This is a genomic window from Pseudomonadota bacterium, assembly GCA_039033415.1.
Classification (GTDB): domain Bacteria; phylum Pseudomonadota; class Gammaproteobacteria; order Xanthomonadales; family SZUA-38; genus JANQOZ01.
In genome coordinates this window covers 94963-118529 of record JBCCCR010000013.1, presented here as the reverse complement: position 1 = coordinate 118529, position 23567 = coordinate 94963, and the positions used below count along the sequence as shown (strand labels likewise).

The window sequence follows — 23567 nt, the reverse complement described above, 5'->3', positions numbered from 1 at the left end:
AAATATTATAAGCCTTAGAGAAAAAAAGAATAACGTCAGACTCTTACTGCCTATACACTTCCCAGTTTTCGGGTTTGGCGGGCTGATGAGCACGTGAGAGACTGACCGTTCGCCAAGGAGGACATTGCGTATGCCAACCATTCATCATTTGGGTTTTCTCGTTCGAGATCTGGCTGCTGCGGTGGAGCGCTACACGCAACTCCTCGGCGTAGGGCCGGTCGCCAGCGAGCCGCTGCCCAATCGCGGAGTGATCACCGCACGGTTTTCCTTGGGCGCCGTCTGGCTGGTGCTGATCGAACCGATCACCGAGGACAGCATCCCGGCACGTCACCTGGCACGTTGTGGCGAAGGTTTTTTTATGCTCTCGCTGAACAGCAACGATCTTAAGCAGACCGATCAAGAGCTGATCGACCGCGGCATGTCGCTCAATTGGTCAACGCTTCGTCGGGGATTAAGCGACTGGCGTGTTGCAGACCTTAAGGATTGGGAAAGCTTTGGCGCCGTCATCCAGTTTGCGGAAAGCAACGATGATGACGAGGCTGAACACCACTGACCTTATCGGTTATTCGAAGCATGCTGGGATGGGTTTGTCGGCAAACCTATTCCCATCGTATGCCCGTTCGTTTTTGTAAGGCTCTGGCTACCGCTAAGGCTTTTGTCATCAGTGCCGAAACAAAAGACACAAAAGGTGACGTAGCTGCTGTGCGTATTGCTGCGCATGCTGGTATAGTTTGCGCGCAGCTTCGGGTCGACGTTTTCTTGGGGGAATCCTCGATCATCGACCAGCTCTGCGAAACGCGTCATCGTTAGTAACGCGATCCAGACAACGATGCTCGTTGGGTGAAAACTGTACGGACTTTATCTGTCAGCAGAAAGAGGAGAGAACCAGTGGCGAAGAAAGCGTCAAAGAAAGCCAAAAAGAAGGCGGCTAAAAAGGTTGCGAAGAAAGCAGCCCCCGCTAAGAAGAAGGTAGCTAAGAAGGTTGCCAAGAAAAAGGTAGCTAAGAAAGTTGCCAAGAAAAAGGTAGCCAAGAAAAAGGTTGCTAAGAAGAAGGTTGCTAAAAAGAAGGTCGCCAAGAAAAAAGTAGCCAAGAAAAAGGTTGCTAAGAAGAAAGTGGCTAAGAAGAAAGCTGCCAAGAAGACCGCTCGACGGAAGAAGTAACACCGTTTGAGCCAGCCGGCGCTGTCAACAGGCCACAACGTTTTTTCTGTTGCGGCGCCGGTGCTTTACCTGCTTCGGATTTGCCTGTTTGCCCTATCGGTGCTGGGAACCTCAGCCAGCGCTGCAGATATTCATCGCTGTACCCTTCCCGACGGATCCGTGGTTTTCCAGGACCAAAAGTGTCGTGTCGGCACATCCCAGGTGCTTCGCGGAACGGGTTCGTCTGGATCGATCTCCGAATCCCGTCTTCGCGAATGGCTGGATGATCAACCGAAGAAGAAGGTCACGCCGCAGACGCGATCGGTACCAGCGCGATCGTTCCCGCGCACTATCTCTCCACTCGCGCTTCCGCAGAGACCTGCCTCGGAGCATCTGCTTGCCATGTGTTCCGAGCAGGTGCTCTCCTGTGCGGGCACCGGTGCACTCGCCATGGATGAATGCATCGCGGGTATTGCCCGGTGCGGGAGTCAAACCACACAGAGCTGCTGCGCCGGACCTTTTGTTGAGCGTTATCAGCAGCTGCGACGGGCTCAGGTTGAGCAAAGAGACGCGGTCCGTGGAGCGTTGCTCGGCGTTGAAGGAGAGCGCGGCTCGCGTTAGCGAAACAGGAGACGCTCGATCTTCTCTGCGTCGCGCATGGCGTCCTGGTAGCCAAGATCCATCAACGCTCGGCAGTAGCTTGCTTCGAAGAGCAGATAGCTTGCAAGGCGGTGATCCGAGCGCCACGCCCCGACGCCGGCCAGCATCGTCTTGACGCTCGCAGGCATCAGCGAAACATGCTCGGCCACCAGCTCTCTCAGATCTCGGCTCGGCCGAATAACCAGAGTCTCAATCGGTCTGAGATCACTTTTTTCTCGGTGCGGTTCCGGGATGAGCGCCAGCGTTTGATTTATCCGGTGCAGTCGCTCCAGATCGGCGTCGAGATTGTCCATAAACACGATATCAAGCAGGTGGCCCGCGATCTCACCCGCGCTGGGCGTCAACGAATCCGCGGCGGGTTCGGGATCCTGCCGTGCATCACGCGCGGTGACGATCAGAATACGGTCAGCACCCAGATGAATGGCGGGTGATAGCGGTGCCGTTTGCCGCAGACTGCCGTCACCAAAATACTCGTGGCCGATCCGGGCCGGGGGAAACAACAGGGGCAGGGCGGTCGAGGCCATCAAATGGTCAACGTCGATGACGTCGCTGCGACCGCGTCGTCGACCTCGGCGCCAGGGGGCGTCGTCGCGTGACTGGAAAAAGGTGACGGCGCGGCCCGTTGCATAACCTGACGCGCTCACGGCTAAAGACTCTAACGCCCCAGTCCTGATCAGATCCGCGATTCGCTCGAGCCGGGTTTCATGCCTGAGGAGTCGGCGAAGCGGTGCGGTATCGAGCAGCGCAGCGGGAGCGCGTAAGCCCAGCCGCCCGAACAAAACGGCTCCCAGCCAGTGTCCGGCCGAGCGGATAACGCTGAGCCAGTCGGTCCGATAGACGTTGTGGCAACGCATCGCCGACCAGAACATTGAAAGGCGGTCCACGCCGTGACTGAAGCGGTCAGCGTGAGAAGCCAATACCGCCGCGTTGATCGCGCCCGCTGAGGTTCCGGTGAAGATAGGGAACGGACAACGTTCCGGTTTGGGGTTTAACTCGCCGATGGCGCGCATGGCGCCTACCTGATAGGCGCCCCTCGCGCCGCCACCAGGCAGGTGCAGCGCAACGTGTTTGGCTCGATCCTCGAAAGACTGACTGCCGGCGTCAGCGACCTTCACGGCCGCCGGGCCAGCATCGAGGGATGGAGGTCAGCAATCGACCGGGCCCCCATCAGCATCATGTCTCGGTGTAGCTCGTCGCGCAGCAGCGAGGCGGCGCGCACAACGCCCGCCGTGCCGCCGGCGGCCAGGGCGTAAAGGTAAAACCGTCCGCCGGAGCAGGCCGTGGCACCCGCCGCCAGGGCTTTGAGAATATGTGTGCCCCGGCGCACACCACCGTCCAGGATGATTTCGATCTGGCCGCCGACGGCATCAGCGATCGCCGGCAGCTGGTCGAACGGAGAGCGTCCGCCGTCGAGCTGCCGGCCGCCGTGGTTGGACAACATGATGGCGCTGGCGCCGATCTCCACCGCGCGGCGCGCGTCGTCGACAGACATCACACCCTTCAATACAAAAGGCCCGCCCCACTGCTCCACCATTGACGCCGCATCGTCCCAGCTAATGCTGCTCTTCATCTGACTGTCGATGTAGTCAACAATCGACGAGGCGACGCCGGAGCCGGTTTTGACATAGCGGCTCACGTTCGGTAGATCGAAGCGCTCGCGCAGCAGATAGTTCAGCGTCCAGCCCGGCCTGGCGGCGAAGCCAAGGAGACTTCGTGGCGTGAGGCTGGGCGGCGTGGTCATGCCGGTGTGATGATCCCGCTCGCGATTTCCTGCGACCACCGTGTCCACGGTCAGGGCCAGTGCGTTGAAGTTGGCCTCCTTGCAGCGGCTGATCAGATCGCGAGTCAGTTCCGGGTCGTTGTGGACGTAGATTTGAAACAGCTTCGGTGCAGCAAAGCGCGCGCCCAGTTCCTCGATACTGCGCGTTCCGATGGTGGATACCCCAAAAAGCGTGCCCAAGGCCTCAGCGGCCGCGCCTACGGCCCGCTCGCCGTCGTGATGAAACAGACGCTGCATCGCGGTTGGGGAAAAGAAAAACGGCACCTTGAGCTGCTGTCCGAGTACCGTCGTCGATAGATCCACGTTGTCCAAGCCAGCCAACACGTTGGGGACGAGATCCACCCGCTCAAAGGCGTCGGTATTACGTCGCAGCGTGGACTCATCGTCAGCGCCGCCGTCGATGTAGTGGAATAGCGCCGGCGGCAGACGGCGCTTGGCCAGTCGCCGGAAGTCAGCGGTGCGGAAACAGCGATCGATGCTCAAAGGCTGAGCCTCGCCGGACTCCGCCTGTCTGCCAGCCTATCCATGCCCCATTATAAAGGCACGGTTGGCCGTGATCAGCCCATAAAGCCGAGCGTTTGCTGATTGAAGTTGCCGAGGTTGGGGAACACCGTGTTGAGCTCGCCGGGCGAAACGCCAAACCAGCGGGAAAGGGTGGCAGCATACTGTTCGACGCTCAAGGTGGGGATAATGCGGCCGCGATCGATATCCTGGGGACCGTCCAAGGTCAGGTCGGGCAGCTCTCCGTAGATCTGGCCGCCCTGGACCGCGCCACCCATGACCAGCTGGTGTCCACCCCAGCCGTGGTCGGTCCCGTTGCCGTTGCTGTTGAGGGTTCGGCTGAACTCGGTCTGGGTAAAGGTTGTGACGTTGTTCTGGACGTTGAGGGCGCCCAGCGCAGCGTTAAAGGCGGTCATGGCCGCGTCGACGGTTTGCAGGAGCTCCGGAAGGTCGTCATTCTGGCTATCGTGCGTATCCCAGCCGCCTAGTTCAACGACAAAGGTCTGGCGCTCAACCTGCAGCACGTTTCGAATAGCGATCATCCGCGCCACAATTTTCAGCTGATCGAACAGCCAGTTTTCTTCCGGGAAGCTTGCAGCAACCCCGGCACCAAACAGGGCATCGTCATCGCCCAGCGCGGTGATCGCGGCATCGATCAAGTCGAAGTTATCCTGGGCTCGTTGCTTGACTACCGTGTACTCATCAGCAAACAGGTTGTCGGCGGTTGCCATGATGGCCTCAACAACGCTGAGCTTCTCTCCATCGGGGTCCCAGCCGGTTTCGATGCCGATCGGTCCGTTGGTGCTGATGCTGTAGGGCTGGACGGTCTCGCCGACCTGGAGGAGGTTACTGCCGACGACGCTGATATTCATGGACGGAGATTGCTGCGTGTTCGATGGCGCCAGCAAGTCTGCGACGCGCCCAAACCAACCTCGGTTCTGCTGGCTGTCGGCGTAAGCGCGCTCCCACTGGATGAATTGATCAGAGTGCGAAAACAGCTGGGGCGGAAGCGTCACGCTGCCAGCGTTGATGCCCGCTTTGGTGACGGGTTCGACCATCGAGCCCACGTTCGACACCACCGCAAGGTTATTGCTGTTGTAGAGCCCCTGCAATCCGCTGAAGTCGGGATTGAAACCCATCACGGTGTTGTTGAGCGGCAGGACTGACGTCGGGCTCCAGCTTCCACCGCCTGCTTCGTTATAGCCAACCGCCATGTTCTGCCGGGTTTGAGCGTAGGTGTTGTAATCGAGCGCCGGGTTAGCGTTGCTGGCGGTGGGCACCAGCATATTGTAGCTGTCCGCGCCGCCGTCCAGCATGATGCAAACCAACGCCTTGTAGTCGGCAAAACCCTTTTGGTGCGCGACTGACGCTTGCGCTCGCTGCAGCAGCCCCAGCGTTCCCAGGCTCGAACCGCTGACGGCAGAGAAGCCGGCAGCTTTGAGGAAGTCCCGTCGACTGATGGATCTGCGTTGTTTCATGGTTGAATCCTTACGCTTTTTCATCGCTGCACCACGCTCTGGGGTGAAGTAATGATGTAGTAGATCGTTTCAGCGACGCGTCGATCGGCGTCCTGTGTGCGGATGTCGCTCACACGATCGATAATCAGCTGCCTCGCGGTCGGGTTGAGCGTGCCGAACAGCAGGTCGCGATCGACTCGGTCTACCAACGCAGAGGGATTTCCTGCCAGCGCTTCAAGCTCGCCGATCTGCAGCTCATGCTGGGTCTGCCACGGAATCGGTGCGCCCCAGCCGAGCGTGTCGAAAAAGAAATTGGCGAGCAGGACAACCTGCGTCTCGGTGCTGATTTCAAACTCGGGTGATACGAGGCCCTGACTCTCGATCGGGCCCGGCTGGGCGAAATCCGGTTTGAAGAAGTTGAATACCGAGGGTGATCGCAGGGCGGCCTGGCCGTAGAAACTCTGCGGTTCGTAGATCGCTCCGGGCCAGCAGCAGTCGGGGTTGTTGGCAAACTCCTGACTGATCTGAGCGTTATACACGCGATTGAGCTGAAGCTGAAAGAACAGCGGCTCGCGAAGCTTGCCGAAGGTCGTGTTGTTGGTTGGGCCCGCCAGCGCCTCACCGTCCAAGACAATCGCCTTGAATACCGCTCCCAGGTCACCGCGTACGCCAGACCCGTTGTTATTAAATACCGAGGCGACGCGCGCCACGTAGGCGGGACTCGGATTGCTGGTGACCAGCCGCTGTATCAGCCGATAGGCCAGAAACGGGCCGACGTTCGGATGGTTGAACAGCGTGTTCAGCGCCATCTGCATGTCCTGCTCGGCCGTTTGGCCTGCGGGCAGCGTCACGTCGCCGACGATCGTCTTGGCGCTCGTCACGTGATAGTTATCGGGCTGGTTCTGGTTGGGGTCGGTCACCATGCACGGCGCCATCGGCTGGAGCCAGTTGGGCTCGGGCCAGCGCCACTCCCAGGGTTCACAGTCGCCGTCACCCTGATCAGCGCCGGAAAAGTTCCAGCCGGTAAACGCTTCGGCTAGCGCAACAATATGGCGCTGTTCGTAGGTTGGGATCAGATTGCCGCCGTTGAGCCTCGGGGTGCCGTCGATATTTAGCTCCACCAGGCCGATGGAAAACAGCTGCATGATTTCTCGAGCATAGTTTTCGTCGGGCTCGATACCGGCCACCGCATCTCTCGTGCTGCGAAACATGCTGAGGTAGTGTCCCATCACGGGCGTCAGCGTGACCTCTTCGAGCAGGTCCCGATAGTTGCCGAACGCGTGCTGAACGAGCAGGTCGTAATACTGGGCAACGGCCATGGGCTGACCTTCGAGATCGCCGTTGAGATCCGAGACGACCAGAATCTGGGAGAGCGCAAAGGCCGCCCGCTGGCGAAACTGGTCGGGCGCGTTCTGGGCGACGTTGAACCAGACTCGTTGCCTTTCACCCTGGCCAATTTCAACGCCGAAGTCGTCGAGCTGGGGCTGGTGATAGGTGGGGGCCATGGCCTGCTGCTGATCCACCCAGCCCTCGAAGCCCAGCGTTTCCACCGCGTCGATGTCAGCTTGGGTAGGACCGTAGGTGACGCGCCAGAGGAATGCACCCGCCTCAGCCCGACCGTCAGGGGCCGGCGGTTCAAAGCCGGCTCGAAAAATCAGGTCGGCGCCGGACTGAGCCGCCGCAGATTGGACCAGGACGATCGCGATGAGCAGCCATCGATGCATGGATAATCCCCTTGTTAATCCGTCGCTGTACACCAACAAAAGGTACGGCGCGACTGTGCTATCGTTCCGCCCAATTGAACCACCTGTCGGCGTCTAAAAGTGTGACCTGGAACATAGAATACCGCCCGTTTATCGCCCTAACAGGCCTTCTGGCAGCCGGGGCTGGCTTTCTCTTAGCTTGGGGCCTCAATACCGCGTCCGCCAGCGAAAAAGGGTCCGCGACCACCGCCGTGATCCTGGAGCCTGCGGCGGACAGTTCGATCTTCTCGGAAGGCGTATTGAGCAACGGCGGAGGCGTCTATCTCTTTACAGGATTGACGGTTGTGGGTACCGAACGACGGGCGCTGCTGGCCTTCGATCTGTCGACCATCCCCGCCGGCGCAATCGTGCAATCGGCATCGCTCGACGTCACCGTATCTCGAACCATCTCCCAGACGATCACGGTCCGCCTCCACCGGCTGCTTGCGTCGTGGGGTGAGGGCACGGTTGACGCGGATGGCCAGGAGGGCACCGGCGCGCCGGCTGAGGCCGGGGACGCAACCTGGCTGCAGCGCCAGCTCGGCGGAGACGCGTGGACAAACCCCGGTGGCGATTTTGCTGCCGCCGAGTCCGCTCGAACTGGACTGCGGGTCAATGGAACCTATACCTACACCGGCGGGACCATGGCGGAGGACGTGCAGCTGTGGCTTGATGACCCGTCGCAAAACCACGGATGGATCCTGATCGCCAACCCCGCCGCCGGGTTTGGTTCGGCGAAGCGGCTGAACAGCCGCGAAAACGCTGACGGAACCACGCGGCCGCAGCTGACCGTCACCTACTCCGGACCGGCGGTGGCCCCCGCGCCGCCGGTTCAGGTGCCCCTCGGCGGCGGTGTTTGGGCACTGCTCCTCGCGGGGGCGATGCTGCTGCTGGGAATGCCGTTTGTTCGCCGCTGAACTGCTGGTTGGCTGGGGGCTTGCGGTCGGGGTGCTGCAGCCCTGGCTGAGCGAGGCTGACGTTGAGTACCCGCTGCAAATCAGCAGCAACGCGCCAGCGATCGCCGCGGGAGTGTTTCGACCCCAGCTGTCCGACGACGGCCGTTACGTGCTGCTCACTACCGATTCCAACGAGCTCGATTCGACAGACGCCAACGGGCAGCGAGACATCTACCGCCTCGACCGGCGGCGCGGCAGCTACCTAAGAGTCAGCGACAGTGCGGGCGTCCAGGGTAACCGGGGCGCTGCCCGGGCCGCCTTCTCCGCGGACGGTGCCACCGTGGCCTTTCACAGCAGCGCAGACAATCTGCTGCCCGACGACGACAACAACGCAACCGATGTGTTTGTCTGGCAGGCGGATCGGGGGCCTAACCAGGCGCTCGAGCTCGTTTCCCGCAGCGAGGCTGGCGGCCCGGCCAACGGCAGCAGCCTTAACGCCTCACTCAGCGGTGACGGGCGTTGGATCGCTTTTTCGTCCAGGGCCAGCAACCTCGTTGCTGAAGACAACAACGAGGCTTCGGACATTTTTGTTCGCGATCGGCAGACCGACGAGACGAGTCGCGTTTCGGTGTCCAGCACTGGAGAAGAGGGGGACCGCGGCAGCTTTCAGCCGACCATCTCCGATAACGGTCGCTTTGTGGCGTTTACCAGCGAATCCACCAACTTCTCGGACAATGAGTTCGATGAGCTGCCGGATCTGTTCTTACACGACAGAAGTACTGGCGAAACCTCGCTGATTAACGTCTCGACCGCCGGCGTGCGGTCGAATGCGGACAGTGCCGCAGCCGTCGTCTCACCGGACGGTAGCGTGGTGGCTTTTTACAGCCGCGCGACGACCCTGGAACCTGGGCAGGAGAACATTTTTTTCGATGTTTTTGTGCGCGATTTGCTCCGCCTGGAAACTGAGCTGGTCAGTGCGCCGGCCGAAGGCGGCGCGGATGCGAACAGCTTTAACCCATCACTATCCAGCCGTGGGCAGCATGTGGCGTTTCAGTCCGAGGCGCGAAACCTGACCGATCAGGATGGGAACACCTTAAGCGATATCTATGTGGTCGACCGGTTTGCGGGTCTATCGTTTATCGCCAGCCGGCGGGCCAGCGGCACCAGCGCCAATGCGGGTAGCTTCGGTGCCAACATCAGTGCGGACGGTACGCTGCTGGTTTTCGAAAGCGCGGCCACCGATCTGGACACGCTGAGCAGCGGCGCCACAGCCGGATTCGTCGCTGCGGGCGCGAGCGGCGGCGTGAGCCGTCTGGCTCTGGTGCCTCCGGCCCTAGAGCCGTTGAACGCGCCGCTGCTCGACGCTCAGCTCTCATCGGATGGTCGTTATGCCCTTTTGATCACCAGCGCCACCAATCTTTTGCCCGCCGATCTCAACGGCGTGTCCGACGCGCTGGTGCTCGACCAGGAGACCGGCCGTGTTCGACTGCTGTCGCGTTCGATCGACGGTCAGTTCATCGATGGCGGCGCGGCTACCACCGCCGGTGCCGTGAGTGACGACGGCTGTCGGTCGGCGATCGCTAGCGCGATCGACGGCGCAGAGTTCGGAATCAGTCCATTGATCAGCGATGCCAACGGCGTCACAGATATCTTTTTGCGAGACGACTGCGCGGTGTCGCCGCCGCGGCTGGCGTCGGTGAGTGTGGCCGGAACGGCTGCCGGTTCGCTGCCGGCGCGGGAGCCCGCGCTGTCCGCGAACGGCGAGTGGATCGCATTCAGCTCCGCCGCGCCTGAGCTCCAGCAGCAGGCGGGGGCGCAGGGTGTTTCTCAGGTCTACTTCGGCGATTTTGCTGGCCAGGAGGAACTGCGCCAGCTCAGCTCAACCGCCTCGGCGGGAGGCCAATTTGCCAGCGGGCAGCCGCAACTGGCCGGTGACGGCTCCAGTGTTGTTTTTGTCAGCGCCGACCCGGCGCTGGATCCCACTTTGGGACCGGCGGAACGCCCCGTGGCGGGTCAGGATCAGATTTACCGCTATGATGTTGCGTCAGCCACGGTCTCGCTCCTGTCCCGCGCCGCCAACGGCGGCCCGCCCGATGGGCCGAGCTTCAACCCTCAGCTTTCTGCCGACGGCAACACCATACTGTTCGTCAGTCAGGCCACCAATTTAACGAGCGTCACGGGCGGCGCCGGCACGGCGCTGTTCGTCTGGCGTGCCGCCGGGTCCGGGAACGACAACATCGTCCAGGTACCCAACACGCTGAGCGCCACCGGCCTAACCCGCGACCCCTTGCTTTCTGCAGACGGCAAGCTTGTGGTTTTTGCCAGCGCGGACGACACCCTGGCGGGTGATGACAGCAACGGCGTCAGCGACGTGTTTGCGGTGGACCTGGATGACGGCAGCCTGCTGACGGTGAGCCGCGGCGAGGACGGCAACCTGCGGTCGGAGGGCGGGCTGCGCCCGCTGGGACTGACGCAGAAGGGGGCCCAGTATGACGTGGCCTACTTGACGATCATTGACGGCGTGGAACAGATGGTGACCCAACCGGTGATCCGGTCCTTACCGGAACTGACGGTCGATGCATTCGCGCGTTCCCCGCTGCAGTCTGTGGAGCGGGGCGCCTTTCGCCTGCAGGTACGCAATCTGGGGCCGGTCGCCGTGACGGCGGCTCAGGGCCTTCGGGTGACGCTCCCTCGCCTGGACCACCCGCTGGTCGATATCACGGCGACACCTCGCTGGCAGTGTGAGAGCGGCCCGCCGGTGAGCTGTCTGTTTGTCGGAGACGCGTTGGTGGGGGAGAGCATTCCGCCAGGTGCTGCTGAGATGCTGGCGTTTGAGTTCGACATGTTTTCCGGGGACCAGACGCTGGTCAGCGTCGCGTCAGCCTCCCTGACTTTGGTGCCCGAAGCTGGACGTCCAGAGGCCGAGCTCACGACGCTCCGCGTGAACAGCGGCGTTTTCTGGGAACCGCAGGCGAGCCAGACGCTGAGTTTGGGCGAGACCGGCGTGTCGCGCGTGTCGGTCATCAACGGCGGACAGGTGCCGGTGAGCGACGTTGAAATCGACATCGCGCCGCTCCGATTCGGCGACCCCTATCACTTGTTTAATCCTGCCCCCGGTACCCCCTGGGAGTGTCAGGCGCCCGATGATCCCGAGCTGCCGCCGCTGACCCTTCGGTGTCGCTACACGGGCCCAGCACTGCAGCCGACGGAAGAAGTGCTGCTGGATAGCTTGCTCAGGCTGCCATCGGGTGTTGGCCAACTGACGACGCTGATTGGCCTGGTGAGCAGCGCTGAGGTGGTGTCACCGGCCCCGCTCCAGCTCATGGTGACCGAGGCCGAAGGGCTGCTGTTTCGGGGTTCTTTCGAGGGCTGACCGAAGCTGCGAAGGAAAATCGGTAATCACGCTGTCGCAGCCGAGGCGGCACATTCGCTGCAACACCGCTCCGCTGTTGACGGTCCAAGCACTGACCTGCGCGTTTGTGCGACGCAAGCAGCGCACGAAAAACCGATCCAGCAAAGGATAGTGAACACACGCCAGCGTGCAGCCGAGTCGCACGAGCATGGCAACGTCCCGCTGCCGGGTGATGACCAGACCTCGCGGCAGGTCTCGCGCGACGGACCTGACGACGGCAAGCAGTTTCGGGTCGCTGGAGGTCGCGCAGTACCGCGTGAGCGGAGCGCCGACAGAGCTCAAGGTCTCAACCAACCGGCGGGCGATGGGAAGGCGCTCACGCGCCGGCGCCGGCTTTAGCTCCAGCTGGAGGTGGGTCAGTTCCGGACAGGCCTGCAGGAGCTGCTGCAGGTTCGGCACCGCGTGGCGGCCGCTTCGCTCGATCAGCGCGGCCGACGTCAGGGAGCTGACCCGGCCTGGTACACCATGGGTGCGTTTCAAAGAACGGTCATGAACAACCATCAGCTCGCCGTCGCGGCTCAGCCGGAGATCGATCTCCACCCGCTGCAGACCCAGCCCGATCAGGTGCCTGAGCCCCGCGATGGTGTTTTCCGGAGCCTCGCCGGCCGCGCCGCGATGACCGTAAATCAGCAAGTCAGTTCTGGGTGACCAGCATGGACTCGGGTTCGGGCTCCGGTACGCCGTGTCCGCGCATAAACAGTCGGTAGAGGGTCGGCACAACAAACAGCGTTAGCAGCGACGCAAACGCCAGCCCTGCGACAATGCTGGTGGCTACGGGACCCCAAAGCAGAGACTTGCCACCCAGACCCACCGCCAGTGAGAACAGACCTGCGATCGTGGTTGTTGTCGTCATGATGATGGGGATAACCCGGCGTTTGGCGGCGTAGACGGTGGCGTGCAGAGGCCTCATGCCGGCGCGAAGTCGGCTATTGGCCGCGTCGATCAGAACAATCGCGCCGTTGACCGCGATGCCGGTCAGCGCCACCACGCCGTAAAGCGTATAGAGGCTGAGCGGGTTTTGGGTCAGGATCAGTCCGAGCACCACGCCGGTAAAAGCCATGGGCACGGTGACGATGATCAGCAGCGGCTGGAAATAGCTCCTGAACTGCGTGGCGATGATCAGGTAGATCAATCCGAGTCCGAGCATGAAGAGCCCAGCCATAGCCCCCAGACTCTCGGTCAGATCGTCCAGTTCGCCGGAAAACTCCAGATCGGTGTTGGGATACTTTGCCGCGACTTTCGCCCACTCGCGCTGGAGCTCGTCGTTGGCCTTCACGGTATCGTTCAGCTCATCATCAAGGTCGGCTGACACGGTTATCGCTCGGCGCAGGTTGTAGTGAAAAATGGTGCTGCGGGTGGCTCTTACCGTGGGGTCGACCAGCGCTCCTAGGGTGGTGGCTTGCCCGGTAGTACCCAAAATGGGGTCGCGCAATATATCGTTGATGTCGTCGACCGAGCCCCGCTCAGCGCGAACGCGCAGCTCCACCTTCTCTCCATCATCGCGGGCAAAGGCGACGACGTCGCCGTCCACGTGGAGCCGGGCCAGGCTCGCGACTTCGCCCGAACTCAAGCCTGCCCGTGCCGCGGCGCCGTGGTCGATGTTCAGGGTCATCTCGGGACTGCCGGGTACATCGTTGTCCCGGACGTCCTTGCTGCCGGGGATAGCCCGAACGATCGACAGTACCTCGTCGGTTGCCGCCCGCAGTTCTTCAAAATTGTCGCTGCGAACCTTGACGTTGATCGGAAGGCCGGAGGGTGGACCACCCGAGATCTCCAGGTAGCTGATGTCAGCGTTGCCAGCGATGCGCTCAAGCTCCGGGCGAAGTCGCTCGATCAGCTCACGCGGCTGTTCGGGATGAGCGTCGGAAACCGGATTGAGCGAAACCTGCAGCTGGCCATACTGATCGCCGTAGACGATTTCGGTTTCGGTGAACTTGATGCCGGCCATGGCTGAGATGGCCCGCACCTGCTCCCGTTCCAGTAACTCATCGGCGCGCTTAGCCACGAGTGCGGTTTGTCGAAGCGTCTCTGGTACCGGCGTACCCGCCGGCATGTCGATATTGACGTAAAACAGCCGAAAAGGATCAAAGGTGAAGAAGTCCATCTTGACCAGGCCGCCTGCCACCGCGGCCGCCGCCATCAGCATGCCGCCGGCGATGGCACCCAGCCAGGGCACGGGCTGACGGATCACTCGGCAAAGCGCCTTGGCGTACAGCAGGCGAAGTTTGTGGGTCCAGCGGACGCGCCGCCCGCGGGCTTTGCCGCCCGCTGCTGGCGATGCGGCAAAATCGATCATGTGGGCCGGCAGAATCCAAAAAGCCTCGACCAACGAGATCAGCAGGCCGATGGTCACCACAAACGGGATCACAAACATAAACTTGCCGATGACGCCGGGCAGCAGCATCAGCGGCAGGAAGGCAGCCATGGTGGTGGCGACCGCTGCGGTGACCGGTGCCATGACTTCCCTCAGCCCGTCTTTGGCGGCTTCGAGGACGGCCATGCCGCGCTGCATGCGGTAGTAAATCGCCTCGACCACCACCACCGCGTCGTCGACGAGCATCCCGAGCACAATCACAATGCCCAGAAGCACCGACTGGTTCACCGTGTTGCCGCTGATCGACACCACCCACAGCGTGCCGCAGATCGCAAACACCAGGCCGAGGCTAACCAGCGCCGCGACGCGGAGCCCGAGGAATACCCAGCACACGCCAAGCACCAGCAGCAGGCCCAGCAGCGCGTTGGTTTGCATCGTGCTGACCGCCAGCCGCGTCGGAATAGTCTGGTCATCCGCCAGCAGGATCTCGGTGGGTCCTCCCGCCAGCAGGTCGTTGCGCTGCGCGATGTAGGCGTTGATGCGATCGACGAGCTCCAACGTGTTGGCGCCGCTGGCTTTTGCGACCGACAAGGTGATGGCGGGGCGCCCGTTGACCGACACCAGCTGGCGCGGTTCGCTGCGCCCCCGTTCGATTCGCGCCAGATCGCCGGCTGCGCTTGGCGCCATGCCCGGTATCGGTGAGGCGAGCTGATAGCTGGCGAGATCTTCGAGGTCAGCGGTGGCGCCCGGAATCCGGGCGATGTAGCGGGAAGATCCGAGTTCAAAGCTGCCGGCGTTGACGTTGCGGAAAGCCTGCCGGAAAAAATCGGAAAGCTGTGTAGCGCGAAAGCCCTTGATGGCCAGCGCCGCCGGGTCAAAGCTGACGTGAATCTCCGGCTCATGAAGACCAAACGCGGTGACCTGATCGACGCCGGAGAGCCGCTCCAGATCGGACTTCACCTGGTACGCCTCGCGCCTGAGCACCTCGTCGTCCGCGCGGCCCAAGATGGCAACCAGCGCGGTGGGGAAACCGTTTGACGTGGTCAGCTCAAGCACCGTGGGGTCAATGATGTCCGGCGGGAGGTCAGAGTTGACGGCGTTTTGGACGGCTCGCCGCACGTCGTTCACCCGCTTGTCGAAGAGTCGATCGGACAGATCTCGGAAGCGGACCAGGATGTTGGAGCTGCCTTCGCGGGAGCTGCTGCTGATCCAGCGGATGTTCTGCACGGTGCGCAGAGAATCCTCGAGCGGTCCGGTGATCAGTGTCTCGACATCTTCGGCGCTAGCGCCGGCAAACGAGGTATTGATGTTGATCCAGTTGAAGTTGACCTCCGGGTCCTGCTCCCTTGGCATCTGGAGATAGGAGAGGATCCCCATCAGTACCACCACCACAAACAGGATGTTGACCAGGGGGTGGTTGGTCAGAAGGCGGGTGAACAGCGACACGGTCTAGGGCGCCTCTGGACAGATACTGAGCCGCTGCTGGCCGCTCACCACAATCGCCGTGTCCAGCGGGAGCTGATGCGGGGCCGGGCGACCCTCCTCAGCAGCGGCAAGCGGCACAAACGCAGGGCAGTCGGTCTCGTCGACAAAAACGCCCAGCTGACCGTTCCGGCGGACGATGAGGTCCACGGGGATCAGCGCGCCGGAAACCTCCCAGGTCACGGTGCCGGTTGCACCCGGAAGATCGGCCGGGCCTTCGAAGGCCAGGCGCGCGGGGCTCACCCGCGAGGCGGCGTCGATGGCAGGCACCGCCGAGATGAACTCGAGCGCATACGAGCCGCGCTGGGTCTCAAGGCGGAAGCTCTCGGCGAGCTGAAGCGTTGCCTGGTCGCGGGCCGGGATACTCGCGATGACGTGAGGTCGGGCCAGGTCGACCAGCGTCATGACCTGCTCGCCGGGACTCAGACGCTGCCCAACCTGCGCGGTTCGCTGGGTGACGGTGGCGGCAAACGGCGCCAAGAGGCGGGTGTAACCCAACCTGCGTCTGGCGAGGTCCCGCGCAACTTTCAGCCGCTGCTGTTCCGCCTCCTGAATCCTTAGTTCGGTCTGCCGATCGAGAAGATCGTCTGCCGAGATGAACTCGCTGTCCCGAAGACGGTTGGCGCGTTCCAGGCGCACCTGTGCTTGCTCGACCCTGGCTCTCGCGGCCGCGAGCAACGCTTCAGCCTGTGCGAGCTCGAGCCGCAGATCCGTATCGTCGAGCAGCAGCAGGAGGTCTCCCTTGGCGACCGTCGAGGCTACGTCCACCGGGATCGCCTGAACGACACCGCTAACCTCCACGGACAAGGCGCTTTGGTTAGGGGGAACCACTTCGGCGAGGGCGCGGAAACTGGCGTTTACCGCGACCTCCGAAATCGGCCTGGTGACGATATCGAACTGGGCGTAGGCGGGCAGGGTAAGCATGCAGATCAGCAGCCACCCGCAGGCGCGCGACCATTTCAATGTTGATCTCCGATGGGGCAGCGGAATTAAGTCCTCTATGGTAGCGAATCGAGGACAAAAACGGATGATGTTTGCGATCAATTTATCCGCGAGCTTTCGCGTATTGAGAAGAGCAGGGTAGGACGATCCCGATGCCGGAAAAAGGTGTTTGATATGTTGCAAAAATGCAACAAAACGGCCCAGGCCGTTTTACGGTTAATTAACGGCCCTTAGGCTACAGTTCGTTTCGAGGCTCGCGACCCTCCCCCCTGCTTCCCCCTTTCTTCCGCGAGCCTCACCGACCCGCCTCCCCTCCGGAGGCGGGTTTTTTTTGGGCCAGCTTGGCCAAATCGGCGTTTTTCGGCTCTTGAGCGCCAATTTCTGCCTTATCCAGCACCGCCAGCGCACGATTGACGATCCGGACCTCCTCTTCGCTCAGGGACCCCAGCCAGTCCGGCGCGTGGCCCTTTTTCTGCCGTGAGGCGGCTGTGCTGCCCTCGCGCGTCACGATCACGTATACCACCCGCCGATCGCGCTTGTCTCGCGCGCGTCGAACGAGTGCCTTGCGTTCGAGGGTGACCAACATTCGAGAAATGGTTGCGGCGCTGACCTGCTGGCGGCTGGCGAGCTGGCCGACGGTTTGGGGTCCTGCGGTGTTGAGCTGGGTCAGCAGAGTCTCTTGGGCGGGCGACAGGGCGGGCTGACTGCGACGCAGCAGTCGGTGCAGGCGCGTTACAACCGCGCGCAGACGTTCCATGGCAAGCCGCTCACTCACGTTCGGCGACCCCGAGTGGGCTGAGCGGAAAGTTCTGTGCCTTCAGTCAATCGGTGGTCAGACGCATCGAAAGATCGATCGCCTGGATGTTCTTGGTCAGTGCGCCGACCGACACGTAGTCCACCCCGGTGGCCGAAATCTGTTCTAGCCGATTAAACTCGATTCCGCCGGAGGCCTCCAGCTCCACCCGTCCTGCCGCCAGCTCAACCGCGTCCCGGGTTCGTGCGAGATCGAAGTTGTCCAGGAGAACACGCTGTGCGCCAGCGCTAATCGCTTCGCCGAGCTGCTCAAGATTTTCCACCTCAACCTCAATCAGCTGGCTTTGGCCGAGAGATCGGGCGCGGGCCACCGCGGCCGTGATTGAGCCCGCCGCAGCGATGTGGTTGTCCTTGATCAGGAACGCGTCGTAAAGCCCCATCCGGTGATTGACGCCGCCGCCGCAGGCAACGGCGTATTTCTGCGCCAGCCGCAGCCCCGGCAGCGTTTTGCGCGTGTCGAGAACGCGTGTCGGTCCGCCGGTGAGGGCCCGAACGTAACGCTCGGTGACCGTGGCCACGCCGGACAGCAGCTGCAGAAAGTTCAGCGCCGCCCGCTCCGCGCTGAGGATCGATCGCGCCGCGCCCCGGACGCTGAAGAGCTCGCTGCCAGCGATGACCTGGTCACCGTCCGCGAATTGCCAGGTCACCTTCAGCCCCGAGTCGATCTGCTGGAAACAGGCGTTGGCCCAGTGTTTTCCGCACAGTACACAGTCTTCGCGGGTAATCACTCGCCCGATTGCCTGGGTGTTCTTGTCAATCAGCTGAGCCGTGATGTCCCCGGCGTCACCCAGATCCTCTTTGAGTGCGCGCTTGACGTCGGCCAATACTTCCAGTTCGGGGGGCGGCATGTGGCTCATGACTCGGTCTCCGCGGGTGTTTCCTGCAGGCGCTCCGCGATGGCTTCAAGCGCCCGATCGAACAGCGGCACCGTCTCGAGCGCAATCGCCTCGCCGCTGGCCAGTTCCTGTGCCAGCTCGGCTACGGGTTTATCGGCCAGCTTGATGCCTTTTTGGTCGACAAACAAATAGTTGCCGGTGATCGGGCTTTTCCAGGAAAGCTTGGCTCGCTGGACCCCACCGTCCTCCGTGCTGAACTGGAACCAGGTGCCCGGTTCCAGCGATTCGACCTGACTACGCAGAGCCGCCTCAAGCTGCTCCAGCGGAACGGGTTCAGGTTCGTTGTCGAGATCATCGAATACCCCGTCTGAGAGCTCCGCCGCACCGGAGATCGGCAGCTGAACTGGCGCGACCGCAGCCGGCAGTGACATGGTTGACGGCGGGGATTCATCCGCGGCCAGCTCGACCTTCTCGCGGAATTGCTTGTCCAGCATCGACTGGTAAAGCTTCTTCAGGTTTTTGAAGACGTCTTTTACGTCGTCTTCGTGATAGGCCACCATTTCCAGCCCGGCGCGCAGCTGCGCTGAGAGGCCGGGCAGCACCTTCTGGAGCTTGGCCACCTCTGCAGCGTCACTCTTTGGCGCCACGCTCCACACCATCTGCTTCACAAAACCCACCGCCTCCGCAAACTGGGAAGAGTCTTCTCCATGGCGCAGACAGGTGAGCACCATCACGTTCGCCCAGGGTTTGTTGAGTATTTCTTCAACGATGCGCGGCAGCTCCTGATTGGCGAGGTGTTCTTCGATCACCCTCGCCGCCGTACGCCGAGCCTGCTGCAGTCGCTGCTTACCTTCGGTGGCCTCGGTGGTTCGCTTCTCGGCAACCTGCGCTCGCTTTTGGCGTTTGGCGACGTAGGTGTTCAGCTCCTGGCGCAGCTCGTCAAATAGATCGAGGTCGTCGTCGAAATCGTTGATCACCCGATCGACGACCCCGGTCATAAAATCGTGCAGTCGATTTCCGCGGTCGGCCTCGGCGGTCCAGCCGAGCGCCAGGTCAGCGAGCGTGTCGAGCAAACGGCGCGCCGGGTGCCCTCGGCTGGCGAACAGCTGGCGATCGATGAGCGCTACCTTGATGTAGGGAATCTGCAGCCGCGACAGCAGGACCTGCATAGGCTGGGGCAGGTTTTCGTCGCTTAGAATAAAGTCGAACAACATCGCCACGAGGTCGATGGTGTCCTCGTCGTCGCTGCTCGCTTGCGTGCCGGCGCCATCCAGCCGATCCATTTCGCTGAGCAGCAATGTCTTGACGTCAGCCGAAGCCGCCGCCTCGGTTGGCGCCGTGTTCTGCAGCACCGACAGCGCGTTGAGCAGCTGTTGCGTCTGAGCAATCGCACTGGCTGAACCAACGGCGGAGCCCGTGATGTCGGCGGCCGGGATCCGCTGTCGCCGAGCCGACAACAGGCTGAGGATCGAATGCATGATCCGCTCATCATCCGCATCCTCGCCCATGACCTGCCCATCAGCGTAACCGGGCTCTTCCGGACTGGCGACGTCCGGGTGTTCTGCGAGTGGTGCGTCGGCTGCACCGGCTGCCTGCCCGCCAACCATCGGCGAAGGGGTGCCTCGCCCAGCGGACGGCAGCGAACGCTGCAGCTGGGGCATAACACCGTCCTGAACAAAGCGGTCATTGACCTGCTGATAGAGATCGTCAAGCTGCTCCAAAACCTTGCGATCGAACAGTTTGTAAATCACCAGCAGGACCGGCAGCTCGACCTCAAATAAGGGTCCGGACTGCCGGAGCGCGTTGCAGATTGACGCCGGGCCAAGCGGGTTGGTTTCGTCATCGGGAGGCGTGCGGTTCAGGGCTTCACCCAAACGCTGGCCAATCGCAAACAGCGGTCTCGACAGACGGTTTTCACCCTTGGCGACCATTTCCGAAATGGCCAGCGATTCTTCAAGCTCCGCTTCTTCCACCAGACTCAACGAATCTTCAGAAATCTCCGGTGCGCTCGCCGTGCTGCTGCCGCCACCGTCTTTCTGGTAGGAGATCAGGCTTGCCCGAAGGGACTTCAGGATCTCGTTTTCCACCGAGCTGCGGGTTTTGCGCACCTGACGCATGCCGTCGAAATAGTGGGTTTGCAGTGCGTTGCTGTCTGCTTTTTCGGCCATTTCGAACAGCGCGTTGTCCACCGATTCGAACATCCCTTGCAGCAGGGAGGCCATGCCGCGGAGAAAGATCCGGGCACATTGATGATAAGGCGTGTCCTGGCGGGAACTCCGGTTCATGGCAGACGTTAGTGTCCTGTCACGTTAATTCGTTGCATTTCAGAGCCCCGTTGGGCGCCAAGAACAAGGCGCATCGCGCCGGCAATGGCCGTAGCCCTTGGCAAGCGATGCAACGCCGTTATTGGCGCCCAAGGGGGCTCCCTTCGGGCGCGTCCCACAAGGCCTGGAGCGGCGTTGCGAGCCTTGGCCAGGGAACCACCCTGGCCGGCGCCTCGCGCCTAACTCCAGGGCCTTGTGGACACGCGCTGAAACTCAACGAATTAACGTGACGGGACACTAGGGCGTCAGTCCAGCTGGGTCAGCCCAATGCCGCGTTCCGGGAGCAGCTGGGGGATACCGTCGGCAACCCGATAAACGACGTGGTTATCCTCGGTGACCAGCGCTTGTTCGAGGGGTTCGAGAACGGTGCTGCCGTCGACGTACTGCAGCGTCCCTGAGGTGATCGCCGCGTTGAGCTTATCCAGGCTGGCCTCGCCCAGAGGCAGCAGCGCGGCTTTGCTGACGGGGCACGCCAGTATCTCTAATAACTTGTTTTCCAGCGCCAATGTATAAGATCCCCCGCGAACTGCGTCCATGTAGCTGTGCCCGTATCTTAGTACAATGGGGGGATGGACACACGAGTTGGGGTCATCATGGGCTCCCAGTCTGACTGGGAAACGCTCAGACACAGCGCCGAGACGCTCGAGGGCCTGGCGATCGGATTTGAGACCGCGGTGGTGTCAGCTCATCGCACACCTGACCGCCTGTTTGAATACGCGCAAGACGCTGCGGGCCGCGGGCTGCAGGTCATCATCGCCGGCGCGGGTGGTGCCGCGCATCTGCCAGGGATGGTTGCAGCAAAAACCGCGCTGCCGGTCTTTGGTGTGCCGGTTCGCTCAGCCGCGCTTGGTGGCGTTGACTCACTGCTCTCCATCGTCCAGATGCCCGCCGGCATCCCGGTGGGTACACTGGCCATCGGACGGGCCGGCGCGGTCAATGCCGCGCTGCTGGCCGCGGCGGTGCTGGCGCTGACCGATGAAGCGCTAAAAGAGCGGCTTGAGCAGTTTCGGCGAGATCAGACCTCGCGGGTGATGGAGCAACCCGATCCGTCCCGGGCAGCCGGTAGGCAGGACGCAAAGGAATAGGCGTTACGACATGAAGATTGGGGTATTGGGGGGCGGTCAGCTGGGCCGCATGATGGGGCTGGAAGGCGTCAGGCTGGGTCAGGAGTTCGTCTTTTTTGACCCGGCACCGGACGCTTGTGCCGGCCAGCTCGGGAGGCACATCTGTGCGGAGTATGACGATCAGGACGCGCTGACCGAGTTCGCCGAGGCGGTGGACGTGGTCACCCTGGATTTTGAGAATGTGCCAACCGCAGCAACCGACTTTCTGTCCGCGTCCAAGCCGGTTCGGCCGGGCTCGCAAGCGCTGAGGATGGCCCAGGATCGGTTGACGGAGAAAACCTTCTTTTCAGATCTCCAGATTCCGTGCCCGCTGTTTTCACCGGCTTCGGACTGGGAGCAGCTCGAGGCCAGCTGCCGGGAAATTGGCTATCCGTGTGTCATCAAGACCCGGCGCATGGGTTACGACGGGAAAGGGCAGGCGGTGGTCCACAATGATGGTGAGCTCGCCCAGGCCTGGGAGTCACTCAAGGACAACGACCTGATTGTTGAGGCATTCGTCGAATTCAAACGCGAGCTGTCGATCATCGGCGTTCGCTCCGTCAGCGGTTCCACGGCCTTCTATCCGTTGACCGAAAACCGCCACAAAGACGGGATCCTGATCACGAGCTTTGCGCCGGCCGTCGCTGATGACGTCAGAGACGAAGCGCAGCGGTATGCGGGCAAGATCCTCGATTCGCTGGACTATTGCGGCGTGCTGGCCCTGGAGCTGTTCGACATGGGCGGGCGGCTGATGGCGAACGAGATGGCGCCTCGGGTCCACAATTCCGGCCACTGGACGCTCGACGGTGCCGTTACCTCTCAATTCGAAAACCATCTGCGGGCCGTGATGGACTGGCCGCTGGGCTCCACCAACGCCATCGGCGCCACCGCGATGATGAACTGGATCGGCGCGATGCCGGATCCGGCCAACGCGTTGAGCTATCCCAACGCCCGCTGGCACGATTACGGCAAGAAGCCCCGCGCCGGTCGTAAGGTTGGACACGTCAACATCTGCGCCGACAACATTCTGGCGCTCCAGGCGGAGCTCGGGAAATTTGCGATGGCGCTGGGGGAGCAGCTCAAGAGCTCGGGCGCCGACGCTTTCCTCCGCTAGAGGCTCGTTTTTTCGACTTCGGCTTCGCGCGGCCGAAGATCGACAAACACTTTTCCCAGGTTCTGCCCGGCCAGCTGTCGATCCGCAGCGTCTGCCACCGCTGCCAGTCCGATGAATGGTTCGGTATCGAGCAGCGGCTTCAGGGCACCGCGCGCAACTTCCCTGAACAGGCGCTCCCGCGCTGCGGGGAAGTGTTCCGCAAAGCGGTAGTTCATGAACCCGCGCACGGACGCAGCCTTCCAGTAAAGCCGGGTATAGACTCGCTCCTGGAAAACCTTGGCCGGTGGTAGCCGGTCGCTGCTCTGACCGTAGACGACCAGCCGACCGTGCGGCGCCAGCTGCTCCAAAATCGTGTCGAACGTCTCGCCCGCCATCGAATCCAGGGCCAGATCAAGCGCGTCAGGGTATTCGTTGGCCAGCACCTCCGCGAGCGACTCCCGGCGGTAGTTGATCACCCGCGCAACGCCCTGTTGCCCGAGCCACGCCGCCTTGCGATCGTCGCCGCAAACCGCAATCACGTGGTTTCCGGCGGCCACCGCCAGCTGCGTGGCGATATTGCCGAACCCGCCCGCGGCGGCGGTGATCAGCACCGTATCGCCCGGCTTCATTTCACCGGTCAGCTCGAGCGCGAGCAGAGCAGAAACGCCGCTGGGAATCAGCGCCAGGATCCTATCGCTCGCCTCGGGAACAGCAATCACCTGGGACTGGTCACAACACTTATAGAGACAGTACCCCCCGCCGATGCTGGCCACCGCGTCCCCGACCTGGACCTTGCTGACATCGCCGCCGGCAGCGACCACCGTCCCGATCGCCTCGACGCCGGCCGCCATCGGCGGCTTGACCTCTAGATGATCCACTCGATCGGCGCACAGCATCTGATCGTAGATCGCATTGACGCCGGCAAAATGATGTCGGATCAGTACCTCGTTGGCTCCCGGCTCCGACACCTGCGTCGACTTGATTTGGGTACAGTCGCGGAACGACTCACCGACCCGCTCGATGAAAATTTGCTGGTTTTGCAAGCTGGGGCCGGTGGGTGAGTCGGGTTGTT

At 62.1% G+C, this 23567-nt stretch carries 19 protein-coding genes; 7 read left to right on the top strand and 12 right to left on the bottom strand.

Going from position 1 to position 23567, the window contains the following annotated elements; genetic code table 11:
• Positions 1 to 130: 130 nt before the first annotated feature.
• The 3 genes from AAF358_12500 (at position 131) to AAF358_12490 (ending at position 1761) form a co-directional block, all read left to right on the top strand.
• Positions 131 to 553, top strand: a complete 423-nt coding sequence (locus AAF358_12500; GenBank protein MEM7706371.1) for a VOC family protein — start codon at positions 131 to 133, stop codon at positions 551 to 553.
• A 335-nt stretch (positions 554 to 888) separates the two neighbouring features.
• The gene (locus AAF358_12495) at positions 889 to 1161 is read left to right on the top strand and encodes a hypothetical protein (protein MEM7706370.1); all 273 of its coding nucleotides are present in this window, start codon (positions 889 to 891) and stop codon (positions 1159 to 1161) included.
• Positions 1162 to 1167: 6 nt separating this feature from the next.
• On the top strand, positions 1168 to 1761 hold the full coding sequence (locus AAF358_12490) for a hypothetical protein (protein MEM7706369.1): 594 nt from the start codon (positions 1168 to 1170) through the stop codon (positions 1759 to 1761).
• On the opposite strand, the gene AAF358_12485 is transcribed toward AAF358_12490, so the two are convergent.
• The 4 genes from AAF358_12485 to AAF358_12470 form a co-directional block, all read right to left on the bottom strand.
• The gene (locus AAF358_12485) at positions 1758 to 2915 is read right to left on the bottom strand and encodes a patatin-like phospholipase family protein (GenBank protein MEM7706368.1); all 1158 of its coding nucleotides are present in this window, start codon (positions 2913 to 2915) and stop codon (positions 1758 to 1760) included. The two genes, AAF358_12490 and AAF358_12485, sit on opposite strands and share 4 nt — an antisense overlap.
• Positions 2912 to 4063, bottom strand: a complete 1152-nt coding sequence (locus AAF358_12480; protein MEM7706367.1) for an alpha-hydroxy acid oxidase — start codon at positions 4061 to 4063, stop codon at positions 2912 to 2914. The genes AAF358_12485 and AAF358_12480 overlap by 4 nt, the downstream gene beginning before the upstream one ends.
• Before the next feature lie 74 nt (positions 4064 to 4137).
• Positions 4138 to 5559: a DUF1501 domain-containing protein gene (locus tag AAF358_12475; GenBank protein ID MEM7706366.1), complete on the bottom strand. Its 1422-nt coding sequence runs from the start codon at positions 5557 to 5559 to the stop codon at positions 4138 to 4140.
• A gap of 20 nt (positions 5560 to 5579) precedes the next feature.
• Positions 5580 to 7262, bottom strand: coding sequence for a DUF1800 family protein (locus AAF358_12470; GenBank protein ID MEM7706365.1), 1683 nt, complete (start codon positions 7260 to 7262; stop codon positions 5580 to 5582).
• 101 nt (positions 7263 to 7363) lie between these two features.
• Between AAF358_12470 and AAF358_12465 the strand changes: the two genes are divergently transcribed.
• Positions 7364 to 8197 carry a DNRLRE domain-containing protein gene (locus AAF358_12465; protein MEM7706364.1) on the top strand — a complete coding sequence of 278 codons (834 nt, stop codon included), beginning with the start codon at positions 7364 to 7366 and terminating at the stop codon, positions 8195 to 8197.
• Entirely contained in the window at positions 8184 to 11549 is a 3366-nt protein-coding gene (locus AAF358_12460; GenBank protein ID MEM7706363.1) for a hypothetical protein, read from the top strand. The genes AAF358_12465 and AAF358_12460 overlap by 14 nt, the downstream gene beginning before the upstream one ends.
• Here AAF358_12460 and AAF358_12455 read toward each other — a convergent pair.
• The 7 genes from AAF358_12455 to AAF358_12425 form a co-directional block, all read right to left on the bottom strand.
• Positions 11478 to 12221, bottom strand: a complete 744-nt coding sequence (locus AAF358_12455) for a glycerophosphodiester phosphodiesterase (protein ID MEM7706362.1) — start codon at positions 12219 to 12221, stop codon at positions 11478 to 11480. The genes AAF358_12460 and AAF358_12455 overlap by 72 nt on opposite strands.
• Before the next feature lies 1 nt (position 12222).
• Positions 12223 to 15348 (bottom strand): efflux RND transporter permease subunit, encoded by a 3126-nt coding sequence (locus AAF358_12450; GenBank protein MEM7706361.1) that lies wholly within the window; start codon positions 15346 to 15348, stop codon positions 12223 to 12225.
• A gap of 3 nt (positions 15349 to 15351) precedes the next feature.
• Positions 15352 to 16347 carry an efflux RND transporter periplasmic adaptor subunit gene (locus AAF358_12445; protein ID MEM7706360.1) on the bottom strand — a complete coding sequence of 332 codons (996 nt, stop codon included), beginning with the start codon at positions 16345 to 16347 and terminating at the stop codon, positions 15352 to 15354.
• Positions 16348 to 16621: 274 nt separating this feature from the next.
• Positions 16622 to 17101: a MarR family transcriptional regulator gene (locus AAF358_12440; GenBank protein MEM7706359.1), complete on the bottom strand. Its 480-nt coding sequence runs from the start codon at positions 17099 to 17101 to the stop codon at positions 16622 to 16624.
• Between the two features lie 46 nt (positions 17102 to 17147).
• The gene (gene nadC / locus AAF358_12435; GenBank protein MEM7706358.1) at positions 17148 to 17996 is read right to left on the bottom strand and encodes a carboxylating nicotinate-nucleotide diphosphorylase; all 849 of its coding nucleotides are present in this window, start codon (positions 17994 to 17996) and stop codon (positions 17148 to 17150) included.
• The gene (locus AAF358_12430) at positions 17993 to 20260 is read right to left on the bottom strand and encodes a DUF1631 domain-containing protein (GenBank protein MEM7706357.1); all 2268 of its coding nucleotides are present in this window, start codon (positions 20258 to 20260) and stop codon (positions 17993 to 17995) included. Before AAF358_12430 ends, nadC begins: the two co-directional genes overlap by 4 nt.
• A 284-nt stretch (positions 20261 to 20544) precedes the next feature.
• Complete coding sequence (locus tag AAF358_12425) at positions 20545 to 20835, bottom strand: Trm112 family protein (protein MEM7706356.1); 291 nt, start codon at positions 20833 to 20835, stop codon at positions 20545 to 20547.
• 33 nt (positions 20836 to 20868) lie between these two features.
• Between AAF358_12425 and purE the strand changes: the two genes are divergently transcribed.
• A complete protein-coding gene (gene purE / locus AAF358_12420) occupies positions 20869 to 21384 on the top strand; it encodes a 5-(carboxyamino)imidazole ribonucleotide mutase (protein MEM7706355.1) in 516 nt (171 codons plus the stop codon).
• Positions 21385 to 21394: 10 nt separating this feature from the next.
• Positions 21395 to 22516 (top strand): 5-(carboxyamino)imidazole ribonucleotide synthase, encoded by a 1122-nt coding sequence (locus AAF358_12415; protein ID MEM7706354.1) that lies wholly within the window; start codon positions 21395 to 21397, stop codon positions 22514 to 22516.
• On the opposite strand, the gene AAF358_12410 is transcribed toward AAF358_12415, so the two are convergent.
• A complete protein-coding gene (locus tag AAF358_12410) occupies positions 22513 to 23538 on the bottom strand; it encodes a zinc-binding dehydrogenase (GenBank protein MEM7706353.1) in 1026 nt (341 codons plus the stop codon). The genes AAF358_12415 and AAF358_12410 overlap by 4 nt on opposite strands.
• Positions 23539 to 23567 lie beyond the last annotated feature (29 nt).